The 17,876-nt window shown below is 28.5% G+C and carries 17 protein-coding genes and 3 tRNA genes; 13 read left to right on the forward strand and 7 right to left on the reverse strand.

Annotated elements, in window-relative coordinates; all coding sequences use genetic code 11:
- Positions 1–11: 11 nt before the first annotated feature.
- Positions 12–2,006: an NAD-dependent DNA ligase LigA gene (ligA, locus tag U881_RS0104875; RefSeq protein ID WP_024653486.1), complete on the reverse strand. Its 1,995-nt coding sequence runs from the start codon at positions 2,004–2,006 to the stop codon at positions 12–14.
- A 180-nt stretch (positions 2,007–2,186) separates the two neighbouring features.
- Between ligA and U881_RS0104880 the strand changes: the two genes are divergently transcribed.
- From U881_RS0104880 to U881_RS0104905, 6 genes are read left to right on the forward strand one after another with little or no spacing between them, the layout of a single operon-like run.
- Positions 2,187–2,567: a response regulator gene (locus tag U881_RS0104880; RefSeq protein ID WP_024653487.1), complete on the forward strand. Its 381-nt coding sequence runs from the start codon at positions 2,187–2,189 to the stop codon at positions 2,565–2,567.
- Between the two features lie 10 nt (positions 2,568–2,577).
- Positions 2,578–3,006, forward strand: a complete 429-nt coding sequence (gene fliS, locus U881_RS0104885) for a flagellar export chaperone FliS (protein ID WP_024653488.1) — start codon at positions 2,578–2,580, stop codon at positions 3,004–3,006.
- Entirely contained in the window at positions 2,996–3,400 is a 405-nt protein-coding gene (locus tag U881_RS0104890) for a hypothetical protein (protein ID WP_024653489.1), read from the forward strand. The genes fliS and U881_RS0104890 overlap by 11 nt, the downstream gene beginning before the upstream one ends.
- Positions 3,397–6,168 (forward strand): DNA polymerase I, encoded by a 2,772-nt coding sequence (gene polA, locus U881_RS0104895; RefSeq protein WP_024653490.1) that lies wholly within the window; start codon positions 3,397–3,399, stop codon positions 6,166–6,168. Before U881_RS0104890 ends, polA begins: the two co-directional genes overlap by 4 nt.
- The gene (coaE, locus tag U881_RS0104900; protein ID WP_024653491.1) at positions 6,147–6,743 is read left to right on the forward strand and encodes a dephospho-CoA kinase; all 597 of its coding nucleotides are present in this window, start codon (positions 6,147–6,149) and stop codon (positions 6,741–6,743) included. The genes polA and coaE overlap by 22 nt, the downstream gene beginning before the upstream one ends.
- A complete protein-coding gene (locus U881_RS0104905; protein ID WP_024653492.1) occupies positions 6,743–7,444 on the forward strand; it encodes an SPOR domain-containing protein in 702 nt (233 codons plus the stop codon). Before coaE ends, U881_RS0104905 begins: the two co-directional genes overlap by 1 nt.
- On the opposite strand, the gene U881_RS0104910 is transcribed toward U881_RS0104905, so the two are convergent.
- The 6 genes from U881_RS0104910 to U881_RS0104935 all read right to left on the reverse strand — a co-directional run bounded on the left by U881_RS0104910 (position 7,427) and on the right by U881_RS0104935 (position 13,109).
- Entirely contained in the window at positions 7,427–8,791 is a 1,365-nt protein-coding gene (locus tag U881_RS0104910; protein WP_024653493.1) for an FGGY-family carbohydrate kinase, read from the reverse strand. The two genes, U881_RS0104905 and U881_RS0104910, sit on opposite strands and share 18 nt — an antisense overlap.
- Positions 8,792–8,795: 4 nt before the next feature.
- Positions 8,796–10,016 carry a ribose-phosphate pyrophosphokinase gene (locus U881_RS0104915; RefSeq protein WP_024653494.1) on the reverse strand — a complete coding sequence of 407 codons (1,221 nt, stop codon included), beginning with the start codon at positions 10,014–10,016 and terminating at the stop codon, positions 8,796–8,798.
- A 168-nt stretch (positions 10,017–10,184) separates the two neighbouring features.
- Positions 10,185–10,817 (reverse strand): hypothetical protein, encoded by a 633-nt coding sequence (locus tag U881_RS0104920; RefSeq protein WP_051374044.1) that lies wholly within the window; start codon positions 10,815–10,817, stop codon positions 10,185–10,187.
- Positions 10,818–10,911: 94 nt separating this feature from the next.
- Positions 10,912–11,445, reverse strand: coding sequence for a tetratricopeptide repeat protein (locus U881_RS0104925; protein WP_024653496.1), 534 nt, complete (start codon positions 11,443–11,445; stop codon positions 10,912–10,914).
- 165 nt (positions 11,446–11,610) lie between these two features.
- Positions 11,611–12,687: a hypothetical protein gene (locus U881_RS0104930; RefSeq protein ID WP_024653497.1), complete on the reverse strand. Its 1,077-nt coding sequence runs from the start codon at positions 12,685–12,687 to the stop codon at positions 11,611–11,613.
- A gap of 194 nt (positions 12,688–12,881) precedes the next feature.
- Entirely contained in the window at positions 12,882–13,109 is a 228-nt protein-coding gene (locus tag U881_RS0104935) for a KTSC domain-containing protein (protein WP_014696373.1), read from the reverse strand.
- 414 nt (positions 13,110–13,523) lie between these two features.
- Here U881_RS0104935 and fusA point away from each other — a divergent pair, with 414 nt between their 5' ends.
- From fusA to U881_RS0104970, 7 genes are all read left to right on the forward strand, one after another.
- The gene (fusA, locus tag U881_RS0104940; RefSeq protein WP_024653498.1) at positions 13,524–15,599 is read left to right on the forward strand and encodes an elongation factor G; all 2,076 of its coding nucleotides are present in this window, start codon (positions 13,524–13,526) and stop codon (positions 15,597–15,599) included.
- 19 nt (positions 15,600–15,618) lie between these two features.
- Positions 15,619–16,314, forward strand: coding sequence for a Bax inhibitor-1/YccA family protein (locus U881_RS0104945; protein ID WP_024653499.1), 696 nt, complete (start codon positions 15,619–15,621; stop codon positions 16,312–16,314).
- Between the two features lie 81 nt (positions 16,315–16,395).
- Positions 16,396–16,746: a bactofilin family protein gene (locus U881_RS0104950; protein WP_024653500.1), complete on the forward strand. Its 351-nt coding sequence runs from the start codon at positions 16,396–16,398 to the stop codon at positions 16,744–16,746.
- Entirely contained in the window at positions 16,743–17,393 is a 651-nt protein-coding gene (locus U881_RS0104955) for a tetratricopeptide repeat protein (protein WP_024653501.1), read from the forward strand. The genes U881_RS0104950 and U881_RS0104955 overlap by 4 nt, the downstream gene beginning before the upstream one ends.
- A 47-nt stretch (positions 17,394–17,440) precedes the next feature.
- Positions 17,441–17,513, forward strand: a tRNA-Lys gene (locus U881_RS0104960).
- A gap of 86 nt (positions 17,514–17,599) precedes the next feature.
- Positions 17,600–17,672 (forward strand) — tRNA-Lys (locus U881_RS0104965).
- Positions 17,673–17,679: 7 nt separating this feature from the next.
- Positions 17,680–17,752 (forward strand) — tRNA-Glu (locus U881_RS0104970).
- Positions 17,753–17,876 lie beyond the last annotated feature (124 nt).

The following is a 17,876-nucleotide window of genomic DNA, read 5'->3' on the forward strand; positions in this document are numbered from 1 at the left end:
CTCATCTAAACTTACAAGATCTCTAATATATCAAGAAGTTTCAAAATCTTAATGCCCAAATCATTAGCCTGTTTCAATTTAACTCCAGGCTTTTTACCAACAAGTAAAAAATCTAAACGCTTAGTAACTGAACTACAAAAAATAGCACCTTTTTTAGTAATCTTGTCAATAAGCACAGATCTAGAATATTCATCAAAAGAACCTGTTATGCAAAATTTTTTACCAAATAAAGAAGAAGTACCCTCACAATTGATATTATCTTCTTGCATTTTAAATCCCAATTCTTTAAAGAAATTAAATTTGTCAAGAACAATCTTATCATTAAATGCTTCAATAATATTTAAAGCTATTCTCTCCCCTATTCCCTTAATTTTCAAAAGACTAGCAAGAGCATCTTCTTTATTTTTGCAAAGAAGACTAATTGAATCAAACGAATTAATATTATTGTTTATTAACAATAATATTGTATTAATCCCAAGCTCCTTAATTCCCATACCAAGAAGCAATTTTCTAAATGGTCTCTCTTTACTCTCTTTAATAGAACGCTTCAAATTATTTACTCTCTTTAAACCAAATCCCTTAAGACCAATAAGTTTATCAAAATTAAATGTATAGAGATCTAATTCTGAAGATATAAAATTCATACCAAAAATAAATTCTATTGTCTTTCCTGAAAATCCCACAAGATTCATACATTTTTTACTACAAAAGTATTTTATATGCCCAATAATCCTACAAGGACAATGTCTATTGACACAAAAAAAATCTACCCCCTCTTTTGTTAAAGCCATTTTACATGAAGGACAATTGATAGGAACTTTAAAATTACCAACAGAAAGCTTTTCTATCACCAATGAAACAGCAGGAATTACATCTCCACGCCTTGAAATTGCAACAATATCTCCAATATTTAATCCAATCGAATTTATATAATCCTGATTATATAAACTTGCATTGCTAATAAAAGCTCCAGCAATAAGTACTTTTTCTATATTCGCAACGGGTGTAATTTTACCACTGCGACCAACCTGAACAATTATATCAATCACCTTACTAACAGCTGTGAAAGACTTAAATTTATAAGCCATTGACCATTTAGGATGATGAGAAGTATATCCCAAAATCTCTCTTAAACTCAAATTATCAACCTTCAGAACAACACCATCAATCTCATATTCAAAACAATCTCTCTGTTCTTCTATTTCTTTAACATAATTAATAATTTCTTCACCCAAGTTACTACCATGAAAAAACTTGTAAAAAGGATTAAGTTTAAATCCAAATTGTTTAAGCTTAAGCAAAGCATCATCATTAGTATTAAATTCCAAACTAGAATATAAAATATCATAAACAAAAATATCTAAAGGAAACTTCGCAACTTCTCTGCTATCTATTCTTCTCAATATACCTGAAGCTAAATTTCTAGCATTAACATAAGCATTATTTAATGTACGGTTTATTTCTAAAAAATTTTTCTTAGAAATATAAATCTCACCCCTCAATACCAATTCAACCTGTGCTCCGATACATAAAGGAACATTCTTAATTGTTCTCACATTTTCAGTAACATCATTACCAATTTTCCCATCTCCCCTAGTTAAAGCTTTTTGAAGTATTCCATCCCTATAATAAAGAACAATTGAACATCCATCTACTTTAGGTTCAACTGAAATGCCTGTATCAATACTTAATTTAGAACCTTCTAAATTTATTTTCTCAATCCATGACAATAATCCCTTAACCTCATAACTTTTATCCAAGCTCAATATAGGAAAAGAATGCTCACTTTCTTTAAAATCATTTAAAAGATCGCTTCCAAATTTCAGAGTAGGAGAATCTAAAGTGCGATATTCAGGATATTCACTCTCCAAATATTGCAATCGTAAAAGAGCCTGATCATAGGTAAAATCATCCACACTAGGCGAAGAATCAACATAATATTCCTTATCCCATTTTCTAATAACATTCTTTAAAGATAAAATTTCATCTTCTATACTTTTGCTCATAAATTGAAATCAAATTTATTGAAAAAACCCCACAATACATTTTAACAAAAAAATATAAAATTTAAACAAAGATTATTGAGTAATAAAATTATTCATCTTAAAATTTAAAGTAAATACAAAATCTTTATTAAATGATTTTTCATACACTATTATGTTAAAATTAAACAAGGAGTATGAAATTTGGAAGAAAATAAAAAAGCTTTAATAGTTGACGATTCTATTTTTATGCGTAAGAATCTAATTAAGATATTAAAAAAACTAGGATTCAATGAATTCTTTGAAGCAGAAGATGGTATTCAAGCCGTCCAAAAATTTGAAGAACATGCAGACCTTCACTTAATAACTCTTGATATAACTATGATGGGCATGGATGGCATTACAGCACTTGACAGAATAACCACACTTAACAAGAATTTGAAGCGTAAACTAAACATATTAATGGTTACAGCACTTGGAAAGCAAGATCTGATTACAAAAGCCTTACAACTTGGAGCAAAAGGGTATATTACAAAACCTTTCAGCGAAGAACAAATAACGGAACAAATAAAAAAATTGAATTAGGAGAAAATCCTTGCTAAAAAAAGAAGACATTTACAAAAGAACACAGGTTAACACATCAAGTTCAATATCAATATTGATTATGCTTTATGAAAAAGCAATACAAGATTTAGAAATTGCCAAAGAACTTTACAAAAATGGAGACCCAACTAGCATCACAAAAGCAGATGAAAAAGTCTATCATGCACAAGATATCATAATAGAACTAATGTCTACACTCAATTTTGAAGATGGTGGAGATATTGCAAATAATTTATTTTCAATATATTCCTTTTTAAATAAAACATTAGAAAGTGTCACATTAAAGAAAAACACAAATAATATCCAAGAAGTTTTAAAGCATCTTCAAAATCTGCACACAGCTTGGAAGACATTACTTAAAAAAGATAATATTTTTAATAATAATATTAAGAAAAAATTAGGAATCAATATTGTCGGTTAACACAAATATAATATTAAAAACATATTTACAAGATCTAATACTTGAACTACGAAAGCTAAAATCTATCTTAGAATTTGAAAATGAAAAAATCACGAAAGGCATAATAAACATATTAGAAATCACCAATCCTGAAAAGGATCTCAAACTAAATTCAATCAACAATTATTATGCAACCATAAATTCATGGTTATCAAAACAAGAAGACATACACGGAGAAATTAAACAATTAATTAAGAATGCCTCATCATTAAAAGAAATGATATGCATTCAATATCAAAACACATATAAAACCTTAAAAACAATATTTAATCAAAAAAAAATAATACCAAAGATACAATTTCCAAAAAGTCCATTTAATCATCAAGAATCAATTTTAATAGATGTTACAATATGAAAGAGATTTATCTAATAGATGCATTAAATATAATTTTTAGAAACTACCATGTTATGAAAAACAAACCTTTAACAAATAGTAAAGGAGAAAACGTCAGTGCATTTATTGGTTTTTTTAAAACTCTTTTTTTCATCATAAAGGAAAAAAATCCAGAAAATTTAATTATCACTTTTGATTCAGAAACAAAAACATTTAGACAACAAAAATATCCAAACTACAAAGCAACAAGAGATGCTCCTCCGGATAACTTAATTCCACAAATTTATTGGATAAAAGAAGGACTAGTAAAAGCAAATATCCCAATGTTTGAGCTACATGGATACGAGGCTGATGATCTTATAGCTAGCTTTACAAAAAAAACAGAACAAAATAATTATTTAACTTATATCATCTCGCCAGACAAAGATTTATTACAATTAATGTCAAATAAAACTAAAATATTTAAAATTGAAAATAGTAACTTTGTAGAAATGAATAATGATTATGTGATGAAAAAATTTGGAATAAATAAATCACAAATCAAAGACTATTTATCCATTGTTGGAGACTACTCAGATAATATACCAGGTGTTAAAGGAATTGGACAAAAAGGTGCTGCAAAACTACTCAACGAATTTCAAACATTAAATGGAATATATGAAAACTTATCCTCAATCAATAATAAACAAAAAGAAATTTTAATAAGAGAAAAAGAAAATGCCTTTTTAAGTTATGAACTTATAAGTCTTGTGGACAATCTAGAATTACCATCACTTGAAAAATTCAAACTAGAAAATTTCAAAGAAGATATTATCTCACTATTTGAAGAACATTCTGCAACAAGTCTTATTAAATCTTATAAATCTATATTAAAGAAAAAAAATATGACAAATCCAATGCAAAAATCAATCTTTGATATCAATATACCAAAACCAAATCAGGAAGACACAAAGACTTTACAATCAACAACAACATTATGCTCAAATACACTGAAGACAATACAAGAAGAAAATGTCAAATATAAAACGATATTAACAAAAGAAGAACTAGATTTACTAATAGAACAACTAAAAAAAGCAAGCTACGTAGCAATAGATACAGAAACAACTTCTGTTAATGTTTACGAAGCACAAATAATTGGAATTTCAGTTTCATTTAAAAAATTTGAAAGCTACTATATTCCTATAAAAACTAAAGAACAAAATTCTATTGAAAAAAAATACATAATACAAAAATTTAATGAATTTTTTAAATCACAACCAAAATTAATTGGTCAAAACTACAAATTTGATTATAAAATACTCAAAAGACATGGATTTAGTGTTATTCCCCCATACTTTGATACAATGATAGCAGCATATATTATTGACCCAAACACAAAAGTATCTCTTGACTTCTTAGCAGCAAAATATCTAATGCATAAAAACATTAAATACGAAGAGATAGTACCACAAGATGGTACTCTTAAAGACATACCAATTGAAATAGCCTCTAAATATGCTGCTGAGGATGCTGATATTACCTTTAGACTATTTGATATCTTGACAAAAAAACTCCAAGAAAACAACCTTGAAAACCTAATGAGAGACATAGAAATGCCATTTAGTAATGTCATTATAGAAATGGAAGAAAATGGAATCTATCTTGACAGAGATTATCTAATACAATATGGGTATGAACTTACACGAGAATTAGAAAGAATTGAAAATGAAGTCATACAAAATATAGGTATTGAATTTAACCTAAATTCAAGCAAACAACTACATACAGTTTTACTTGAAAAACTAAATATTAAAATACCAAAAGATGTCAAGCAAGATTCAACAGGAATCACAGTACTAGAGACAATAAAAGATCAACATGAATCTATAGAAAAACTAATGCAATATAGACAACTTTCAAAACTAAAAAGCACATATACTGATAATTTAATAGAATTTATAAACCCAAGAACAAATAAAATACATACAAATTTTATGCAAACAAAAACAGCAACGGGAAGAATTTCAAGTACTGCACCCAATCTACAAAATATTCCAATCAAAGATGAAAAAGGACTCAAGATAAGAGCAGCATTTAAACCTAGTAAAGGAAATATTTTTATTTCTGCAGACTATTCACAAATAGAGCTTGTAATACTAGCACACCTCTCAGAAGACGAAGCACTACTTAAGGCCTTTACACACAAGAAAGATATTCACGTCCAAACGGCATCACAACTCTTTAAAGTATCTGAAGAGAATGTAACGCCTTCAGTGAGAAGAACAGCAAAATTAATTAATTTTGGAATCATTTACAGAATGTCAGCTTTTAGACTTGCACAAGAATTATCTATCAAGAGAGAAGAAGCACAAAATTTTATAGATTCATACTTTAATCTTTATTCTAAAATAAAAATTTTTATGCAAAATCAAATAGATTTCGTTAAACAAAATGGATACAGTGAAACCCTTTTAAAGAGAAGAAGATATATAAGAGAAATTAATAGTAAAAATTATTTAGAAAGAGCAAGTGCTGAGAGAATTGCAATAAATAGCATAATCCAAGGAAGTGCATCTGATATAATGAAAATCGCAATGATTAAGGTATATAATGAATTTAAGAGTAAAAATCTCAAATCAAAAATGCTTTTACAAGTACACGATGAAATTTTAATTGAATCTCCAGAAGAAGAATGCAAAGAGGCAAAAAGAATAATAAAAGAAATGATGGAAAATGCTTATCCCTTAAAGATCCCTCTAAAAATAAATATTGAGACTGGAAAATCATGGGGAGAAATGCATTCATAATTGGAATAACTGGTAAAATTGCAACTGGAAAAGACACCGTATCACAAATTATTGCCAGCCAATATGGTTTTCATGAAATTAACACAGACAAAATAGGACATATCATTTTACAAGAAGAAAAGGATAAAGTAATTAAGCTATTCGGCAACACAATACTAAATAATATAAATGAAATAGATAGAATAAAACTTCGCAACATAGTCTTTTATAATAAAGAAAAGCTTCAAACATTAGAAAAAATAATACATCCCATTATATATAACAGAATAGAACAAATAATATCAACAAATAAATTTGAAAAAATCATCATTAATGCTGCACTGCTTTTTAAATTAAACCTTGCAAAATTTTGCAATCATATATTTATAATAAAAGCAAATGATGAGATAATAAAGAAAAGGTTAAGATTAAATAGAAATCTTGATGAAAATTTAATTTCAAATATACTTAAGTGGCAAAAAGATATTTTTTCAAATAAAAACATTATAAATTCAAAAATAACAAATATAATTAACAATAAGAGCTACGGATATTTGGAAAGAAAAATTAAGGCTAAGATGAGCGAGGTAACATAATGAAAAATTATAATGATAATAATAAAGGATTCTTAGTAGCATTAACTTCAATTGTAACCGTTTGTGCAATTATATTTCTTGGAATAATTATTTTTTTCCCAAACAAAAATTTGGCCTCTGATATCGCAGGTAAAAATATTATTCTGCAAGAAACAAAAAATGAACAAGCTACAGAGAATAAAAATAATGAAGATAATCTGTTAATAACAGACAAGCCAAATGAAATTATAATTGACCTCACACAAAACACAAAAAAAAACACAAATTTAAACAGCAATATAGATACAAACAATAAAAAAACAACTGATAAAAAAGAACCACAAATTGTCAAACAACATGTTCCCCCAAAAAAACAAACACAAGCAAAAATAGCCAAAACAACGAAACCTACTGCAAAGACAAATAAAGAAGTCATAAAAAAACAAAATCATAATAAACTTGAAAGCAAATACGATCCTCAAAAAGAATATTACATACAATTTGCATCGCTTTCAGACCCAATTACTGCTGACAACAATATCCAAGAATTGATGAAATATAAAATAAATGCAAAAATATATTCAGCAACAATCAACGACAAAGATACCTATAGGGTAAGATCTGGACCTTATAAAACTATATCAGAAGCAAAAGTCGATCTTAAAAAGATATCAAATTCAAATGAATTTAAAGATGCTTACATATTAACTATTAATAAATAAATTAAAATTAGAAACATACTTGTGATATTTATCTACATAAACATCATGCATGCTGGCATTAAAAGATACAACATGCTTTACTTTAACAAATTGTTTAAATGCATCTTCCAAGCTGTCAAATTCATTTAAACAACAGAAAGCCAAGATTGCATTACCAATAATCTCAGAATGTTTAAATTCAAAAATTTTTAAATCCTGGCCAATAATATTAGCTTTAAGCTGATTTAAAAATAGATTATCTGAATTAGAACCACTCACAAAAATATCTACAATATCCCTTCTAAAGGATTTAAGCTGAAGTATCCTATTGTAAAATGCAAAATAAGAAGACTCAAGAATTGCAATCCCTATTTGCAAAGGATTATCTAAATTTCCAAAAATACCTTTACTAAGGTTACCTTTTATTTCTGGATCTATTAAAATATGATCACAAAAAAGTGTTTTTTTATTTAGATAAAAATAAATATCATTTAAACTATATATTGCAGAAATTCTTTCAAGAAATTCTTTAAATGATTTTTCCCTATTAAACAATCTGTCTTTAAGCAAATGCAATAAATATCCAGAAGGAACTATTCTTCCAATAATAAATAAATTATCTAAAAAATAAGGATATATTAAGGAAAAATCTAATAAATAAGAATCTGAAACAAAATTAAAACCTTCGCTAGTACCCATTCTATTTGACACAATTCCAGGAACAAAAGCTCCACTTCCAATAAGCACACTTAAATAATCGATCCCAGCATTAATTACATTAATGCCACTATTAATACCAAATTCAATACTAGCACGCCTAGTAACTTGCCCAGCAATTTCTCCCATTCTTAAGAAAGGAGGAAATTTACTTGTATCAAGATTATACTCGTTAATTTCAACATCATTCCAAATAAAAGGAATATAAGACAAACTAGGATAGCTTGTAAATAAATTATCCGTAAGCAAATAAATTAAATATTCGAAACAAGAAACAAAATATTTGATCTTATCATAAATTCCCCTATTAAACGTACTAAGCACAAATGGTAAAAAAGCTGATTTTCCCCTATAATTTTTAATTCCCTTAGAAGAATTCCAATGCAACACTTCTAAAGGAACCAAATTTGCATCAAGAGCTACTAAGCATGGAGAAATACCACTAATAGAGATGCAATCAATTTTTTTGTACATAAATTTAGACATCACTCTCTTTAAAGCAAAGAGCCATATCTTATAATCAAAGTTTTCAAAATCTACATTAAAATAATCAAAATAATTTATATCAAAACTTTCTAAAACCCCACAATGCGAACTAATTAAAGCAGATTTTAAAGTACTAGTACCAATATCAATACTCAGTACATTCATAAAATTAACTCTTAGAAATCAAATCTTGAATATCATGACTTCTATCAAGAATTTTCTGCAAACTCACTCTATTATGAATTGCAAAAATTGCACCCGCAAAAAGATGTGCAACATTAGCTTCATAATACCAAGGTTTACTGAGAAGCTTGTCATCATGATAAACAGCATTTGTTCCAATTATCTTATAAAAATAGCCCTCTTCATACGCTTTATCAAAATACCTAATGGCATCTCCATTAAAAAATGGTAAACTTATTGCACATATAATCTTTTTAGCACCCATACTTTTTAACAATTTCACTGCTTTAATAAAGGTACCACCAGTAGCTAAAATATCATCACTCATAAAGACATTTTTTCCCTCAACATCTCCTAAAAGCTTAGTAACGGAAATATTCGAATCATTAACATTATGTGTTACTTTTGAGTAATCTCTCTCCTTATAAAGCAAAGCCAAGGGTCGCTTAAGATTAGATGCAAAAAATTTGTTTCTATTAACAGCTCCTGTATCAGGAGACACAACTACTAAATTCGAATCTCTAATATCTATTAATTCAGCCAAAGCATCAAAAATTTCATAAGATGCATTTAAATTTTCAAAATGTGTCTTTCTAAAAACATTTTCAATAGCTTTTGAATGAATGTCTAATGTCAGAATATGTTTAACTCCCAACTCTTCTAAAAACCTTCCAAAAAGGCTTGCTGTAAGTCCTTCTCGTGAATGTTTCTTATCTTGTCTTGAATAAGGATAAGATGGAACAATAACACTAACAGAATTGGCCTTAGCCTGCATGCACGCATCTATTGTAGTCATCAAATTCATCAAATGATCATTAACCGTCATAACGGTTTCTTCATTATTATTTACACAAACCGGATAAGTATTAGCAACATCCTGTACAATAAAAATATCTTTATTTCTGATAGTTTTTAAAATCTCTGATTTAAATTCACCATTAGCAAACTTAACAAAATTTACAGGAACCTCCATAGTCTCATCAAACCTTAAATGAGAAAACTCAAGTCCTTCCAAGAAAGGACACAAGATTCCTTCAAGTTTAAAAACATCGTTTTTGGAACAATTAGAAGTATGAGAAATTTTTTCAATAACCTTATTCTCAGTATCCAAAAATATTTTCTTAAGTTCTGCCATTATTTTTTCTGCAAATACACGCCCACCAGGACATGCAATAATCCCTATTGATTTTTTCATAAGCAAGCTCAATGTTCAAACTCCCTATTTAAACAGAAAATCTTTATTTCATTGTACATTAATACAAACAAAACTCACACAAGTTTAATAAAGATTCTCACAATTTAACACATAAAAATCCACATACAAACACCAAAATTTCATCAATCTTTAAAATGTAAATATTGGCTACTGATTATATTAAATAACCCCAAACTCCAAACCTACACCAAATTTAAAATCGGAAAATTTATTACTAAAAATATTCCAACAATAATATCCCTCAACGGTTAAAAAGGCAAATGTAGCTCTTAATCCCAAATCCCAACCAAACATCCCAAATTGAGACAAAATAGAATCCCAAACGGCAGTAGCAAAATTAGCCCTAGGACCAGTAAATAATGTGATAGCTCCAATAAAGAAATCCAATCTTGTATAAAATTTAGGTTCAATAGCACCAACAAATGAAATTAAATTATTCAATCGCCCTTTACTAGTAATACTTCTAAATACATTAAAATCAAGTCCAAGTTCACAACCAAGTGAAAAAAGATCATCAAATTTTGCTCCAACTTGAATATATCCTCCATAAGTGAAACCCGATTTAGAAATATTAACCATATCTGCAAAATCTCTAATAATCTTTGACCGCTCTTCATCAGACATACTGTTCTCAAGTCTTTTGCCAACATCTAAAGCTGTATTATAAAAAGTTGAAATAGTACTAACAGGAAAATCAAATCCAAAACCTAAATTAAGTTCAAAATCAACACTTGAAAAAGCATTACCTGTAACAAATAAAAATAAACCTAAAAATAAAATTTTTATTTTCATAATTAATTAAATCCTCCAAAATATCTAAACGAATTTACATATTAAAATCATGGAATACAGATGTGTCACAAGTAGTACAAAAAGATCTCTAACCTTAATCTTTTAAAACAGAAGAAACTATATCACTAGCACTAGAGGGTACTGAATATTTGAATTCTTGATATTTTAAGATATATTTCTTCGCATTTTCCATGTCTTTCTTTAAATGATAAATATAAAAAACGTTAAATAACGCTTCTTGATTAGCAGGCGCAATTTCTAAAGTCTTTAGATATAATTTTAAAGCCTCTTCCAAATTATCCTTTTTAAAAAGCAAATAGGCTTTTAAGTTAATTAATAAAATATTGTCTTTATCATTTTCCAATAAAGGTTCAAGTTTTAATTCAGCCTCTTCATATTTTTTTAAATTGATATAAGCTAAAATAAAATTATAACCAGAAGCAGCATTTATATTAGAATCAAATTTAATAGCTTTCTCATAAAGCTCAACAGATGTTTTATTATTACCAAGCTCTTCATTTAACTTTGCAAGCTTATAATATTCATCTGCAATAGCCTGATAATCTTTATCAAAAGTCTTACAAGACAATATAAAATAAATCAGACAAAAAAACAGCCCCTTACGCATAAAATAAAACCTAAACATTAGTTTAAAAAACTAACTTAATATTATAGATTATACATATTTATAAATAATATATAAAAACATTACTATCAATGCAAGCCAATAAGCAATGTATCTATAATAATACTATCTAAATTGAACATCTAAATAATTGTTTAGATGTTCAATTTAGATAATTATTGGTATTTCAAACCCAAGTCCAACTCTTAAGTCTCTATATTTGAAATCATTAATAGAAAATAAAAGTGATGATTCTAAATTAAGAAAAGCTAATCTTAATCTAAGACCTGTTTCAATAACAGTAAAAGGACTAGTTACCTTATTATTACCAGTCAAATTTCCTACATAAACAGGATCAACAACTAAAGACCTATCACCAAACCCTGAAAACAGAGTAGCTGCCAAATAATAAATATCATACTTAACAAACAATCTTGGCATTATTCCCATTCCCAAATTAACATCATAAGTAGGTTTTAAAAGATTTAAATTTGGAGCAATAAGCCGTCCGAGATTAAATCCAAACCCAAGCTCAAAACCATAATAAAAATCACTTCTCAAAATAGGAAGTCCAACTTGAAAATAACCTTGGAATCCAGTACTAAACAAAGGTGATAATTTTTGTCTTAAAGCATCATTCAAACTAGTTCCAGGCGTATTAATATCATTCCATAATCGCGCCAAATCCTCTTTGCTATGAATTCCAAATTGACCCAATTCTCTAAAGAACGTCTCCTTAAGACCAATAGCATCTCTAGCAGCGTTTTCTAAATCAACTACAAATTCTTTCAACCGACCGCTACTTTGACCTAGCTTTTGGAAAAAACCATCATTGGTTAATTGACGCAATTTAGTTAAAAATGTCCTTAAATTACCAACACTATTTATCAGCGACCCCAACTCATTCAATTCAGAATCATTCATATTAGTTGCACCATTATCTTTCTTCTTGTTATACATATCAACAAAAAAAGACAAATTTTTTTGAAAAGAACCGTGTAACTTATATGCACTATTTTCAAATTTTTTAAACTGAGTAAACAAATTAGCTTGAAAATTTCTCAAAGTAGGAACTAACTCAGAACTCATCAATTTATCTAATATCGTACCCGTTTTTTTACTAAAAAAAGAAATTGATTCAATACTTGCTTGTGTACTAAATCCTGCTGAAAAATAAACAGTCTTGGCATAAGATGTATTAAAAAGTAAAAACATTAATATTGAAAATATTATCTTTTTTCTCATATCTCCCAAGCCCCTATCAAATAATGATAGACTATAAAATAAATTTAAACTATGATAACCTTTATTACAAAAAAAAGCAAATAAAATCCTCCACCTTAAATAAAAACTAAAGCGTAATATAAGTGACAAAAAAGAAGGACTTCCATATAAAAATTCTCATAAAAATCCTTCTTAAGCAAATCACAATTTAAAATTTAAAGTCTTTCTTGATCATACTTGTTAAATATATGCTCAGTTAAATATTTACCAACTGATTTTTTTTCTTGCACAAGTTTAGATATTATATTAAAATGTCTTGGCTCGATTTTAAAATATTTATAAGCTCTTCCGTCCTTAAAAAACACAGAAAGTTCAGACAAAGCAGAATCATAATCAACCTGACATATCTTACTCAATTCATGAGATATTGTTAAAGTATTCAAACTTATCTCCTCCAATAGTTATTCTTATTAGGAGTATAAAATATAAAGTAAAGCAAGAGTAAATTCATTAAATAATTCTAAATATTTTTAATCAATAAAATCAAAATTTACTAAATGATATATTCCCTATAATTAAATGTATATGTTTAATACAACTTAGTCAAGCAAATTATAAATATGAAAAACTTATTGACAATTCACATTCAAATTAAAAAAATAAACAAAATGACATAAATAAAAACACATTTAATTTATACTTTAATTAAAGTTATTTATCTTTCAAAAAAACAAGTCTGCCTCTCCTAAGCCAAAATCGACTTAAACAGTTTAAAATAGACTTTTCTAAAAAAATTATGTAAAATATAAGAATAATTAGTGTTCTAAGTAATATACATGCAGGAGGAAAAGTATTCCATGTACTATAAAAAATTGCGCAACATAGGTATTAGTGCTCATATTGATTCAGGAAAAACCACACTTACAGAACGTATTCTTTTTTATTGTAACAAAATTCACGCTATTCATGAAGTTAAGGGAAAAGATGGGGTTGGAGCAACAATGGATTCAATGGAACTTGAAAAAGAACGAGGTATCACAATTGCATCAGCTGCAACTCATGTTGAATGGAAAGATCATCCAATCAATATTATTGATACTCCAGGTCACGTTGATTTCACAATTGAAGTTGAACGTTCGCTTAGAGTTCTAGATGGAGCAATACTTGTTCTTGATTCTGTTGCAGGTGTTCAATCTCAATCAATTACGGTCGACAGACAATTAAAAAGATATAATGTACCGCGCCTTGCTTTCGTAAATAAATGTGATAAAACTGGAGCAAATCCTAGCAATGTCAAAGAACAACTTAAAGATAAACTTGGTTTAAACTCAGTATTAATGCAAATCCCAATTGGACTTGAAGATAAACACATGGGAGTTGTTGACCTTGCTTTAATGAAAGCCTATTACTTTGAAGGTAAAGATGGAACAGAAATTATAGAAAAAGAAATTCCTGCTGAATTACTAGATGAGGCTCAAGAAAAGCGTAAAATAATGCTTGATGCTCTCTCTGATTTTAATGACGAACTTATGGAACTTCATATGGAAGGACAAGATGTAGCTTTAGAGACAATATACGATGCCATTAGAACAGGTACTCTATCTTTAAATCTTTGCCCTGTATTCATGGGTTCTGCTTATAAAAACAAAGGAGTGCAACTTTTACTTGATGCCGTAAATAGATTTTTACCTTCGCCTCATGACATTAAAAACACCGCACTTGATTTAAGTGCAAATGAAAAAGAAATTGAACTTAAAACCGATGAAACATTACCAACTGTAGCATTGGCTTTTAAACTAGAAGATGGACAATACGGACAATTAACATATGTAAGAATATATCAAGGAGTCTTAAAAAAAGGTCAAGAATTAATAAATTCAAGAACCTCTAAAAAGTTTAAAGTTGGTAGACTTATTAGAATGCACGCCAATAATACAGAAGAAATTGAATTTGGAAGCAGTGGAGATATTGTAGCTTTATTTGGAATAGAATGTGCATCAGGAGATACATTCTGTGACCCTTCAATTAACTACTCAATGACATCAATGTACATTCCAGAACCAGTAATATCTCTTTCAATAAAACCCAAAGACAAAAAATCAGCTGACAATATGGCAAAAGCTCTTGGAAGATTTACCAAAGAAGATCCTACATTTAAAACTTATATAGATCCTGAATCAAAAGAAACAATCATACAAGGAATGGGTGAATTACATCTAGAAGTTTACATTGAAAGAATGAAAAGAGAATTTAAAGCAGAAGTTGAAACAGGAATACCTCAAGTAGCATACAGAGAAACCATTACAGAAAAAGCAGAATTTAATTATACACATAAAAAACAATCAGGAGGAGCAGGTCAATTTGGAAGGGTTGCTGGATTTATGGAGCCACTCGATACAGAAGAGCAAACTTACGAATTTGTCAACCTGATAAAAGGTGGAGTAATTCCAACAGAATATATCCCATCATGTGATAAAGGATTTCAAAAAGCTATGGAAAAGGGAACTTTAATTGGATTTCCAATTGTTGGAATTAAGGTCACAATTAATGATGGACAATATCACGTTGTTGACTCTTCAGACCTTGCATTCCAACTAGCAGCAATTGGAGCATTCAGAGAAGCTTACAACAAGGCAAAACCTACAATACTTGAACCAATAATGAAAGTAACTCTTGAAGGTCCAATTGAATTTCAAGGAAATATGTTTGGCCTCTTAAACCAAAGAAGAGGAATAATTTTAGGCTCCGTTGAAGAGGGAACTTTTTCAAAAGTTGAAGCAGAAGTGCCATTAAGCGAAATGTTCGGGTTTTCAACCGTTTTAAGGTCATCTACACAAGGAAAAGCTGAATTTTCAATGGAATTTTTAAGATACGGTAAAGTTCCAAATGCGATATTTAATGAACTATGTAAAAATTTTAATGAAAAAAAATAATAAATAAGGAGGAATAATCATGTTTGAATTAACGCAAGATAAACAAGAAATAAAAATAAAAAATAAATTTCTGGCTCATGTTTTTGGATTAATGGCAGTTGGTCTTTTAATATCCGCAGTATTTGCATACATAACATCTGAAAATGCAATACTTAGAGCCATAGTATTCACAAATCCAATGTCATATATAGCAATATTACTTATACAATTTGGATTTGTTTACGCAATAAGTAGCGCAATTGAGAAAATATCAAGTAGCACAGCAACAGCGCTTTTTCTCACGTACTCAGCTTTAACAGGAGTAACACTATCATCTGTATTTATGATATATACTCAAGGTTCAATATTTTATACATTTGGAATTACGTCTTTAACTTTCCTTGCAATGTCATTTTATGGACATACAACAAATACAGATCTAACAAAAATGGGAAGCTATTTTATTATGGGATTATGGGGCATTATTATAGCATCTATATTTAACATATTCTTTAGAAGCTCAAGTCTTAACTTTTTAATATCAATTCTAGGCGTGATCTTGTTTACAGGACTTACAGCTTATGATGTTCAAAATATTTCTAGAATGGATAATATGTTAGAAGATGGTACTGAAATCAAAAATAGAATGGCAATTGTCGCTTCTTTAAAACTTTACTTAGATTTCATAAATCTATTCCTATATTTGCTAAGATTTTTGGGACAAAGAAAAGATTAAAACCCAAAAATCAATAAACTAAACTTTAAATACAAAGCAAAAAATGAATGCTTATTTAAGCATTCATTTTTAGGAGATAAATTGAGTATAGATACTCTAGAATTTGAAGAACACAATATCCAAAATGTTATAAAGAATAATTTTAACTTTGAAGGATATATAGAAAGTAATAAACCAATAGTTATTGAAGGAACACTTAAAGGACTTATAAATTCTACAAGTTCAATATACTTACGAGAAAAAGCTTATGTAGAGGCAGAAATTAAATGTAATAACTTTTTAAATCATGGTACAATAAAAGGCAATGTAGAGGCTCTAGAAACAATCAAAATCTACAAAACTGGCAAATTAACTGGTAACATTAAAACCAAAGAACTCTTCATAGACTCAGGAGCCTTATTTAATGGAAATTGCGAAATGGAGACAAAATGACAAATAAATATTTTGACTCAAAACCAAAAATGATTTTTATATTACTACTATCACTCATAAATCCAATAAGAATACAAGCACAAACACAAGAAGACTCTCTTTTACTCTACAGACAAGGTAAATTCCAAGAAGCAATTATAAATACCCAAAATGAAATAAAACATAATCCAAATAATCTAGATGCAAGAGTAATACTTATATGGAGTTTAATAACAACAGGAGAATATAAAAAAGCTGAACTAGAAGCCATGAAAGGACTTGAAATAAAGAAACATGATTCAAGAATAATTCAAGCATTGGGAGAAACTTATTTTTTTCAAGGACAATATAAAAATGCTCTTAATTATTTCCAAAAATACATTGCTCTTGAAGCCCATGGAGCACGAATAGCTAAAGTATATCTTTTAAGTGCAGATTCTTTTTATAAACTTGAAAGATACAATGAAGCCGATTTTGCATACGAAAATGCATTAAGATTCCTTCCAAATAATCAAAATATACTATTAAAACTTGCAAAAGCAAGAATCAATGCAAAAAATAAAATCCTAGCAAAAGAAACTTTAACAAAATTATTGACATTAAATCCTAACCACTTAGAAGCAAAAAATCTACTACAAAAAATAGAAAAAAATGAAAACAATTCTTGACATTATATCTTTAAGCATTTATTCTATTTATTAGTTTGCATAAATAAGGGCTGCTAGCTCAGGTGGTAGAGCATCGGATTCTTAACCCGCAGGTCACAGGTTCGAGTCCTGTGCAGCTCATGAATGATGATAATTGATCTATCTTATGATATTGACATTATCTAAGATAAATGGTATTATTACATTTGGTAGATCCGATTTTTAGTGGGCTCATAGCTCAGCTGGTAGAGCATCGCCCTTTTAAGGCGAGGGTCGTAGGTTCAAACCCTACTGAGCTCAATTTTTTGTCCTCTTCGTCTAGTGGCCCAGGACTCCAGGTTTTCATCCTGGCAACAGGGGTTCGATTCCCCTAGAGGATGTAAAATTTGCTAAATTTGTACTTATTACATTCTTGTCCTTATAATATGTATAATGAAAGGAATTTTAACAATATTAATATTCTTAATAAATCTCTACTCAGTTAATGCAACTAACGATAAAAAA

Source organism: Borrelia persica No12 (assembly GCF_000500045.1).
Taxonomy (GTDB): domain Bacteria; phylum Spirochaetota; class Spirochaetia; order Borreliales; family Borreliaceae; genus Borrelia; species Borrelia persica.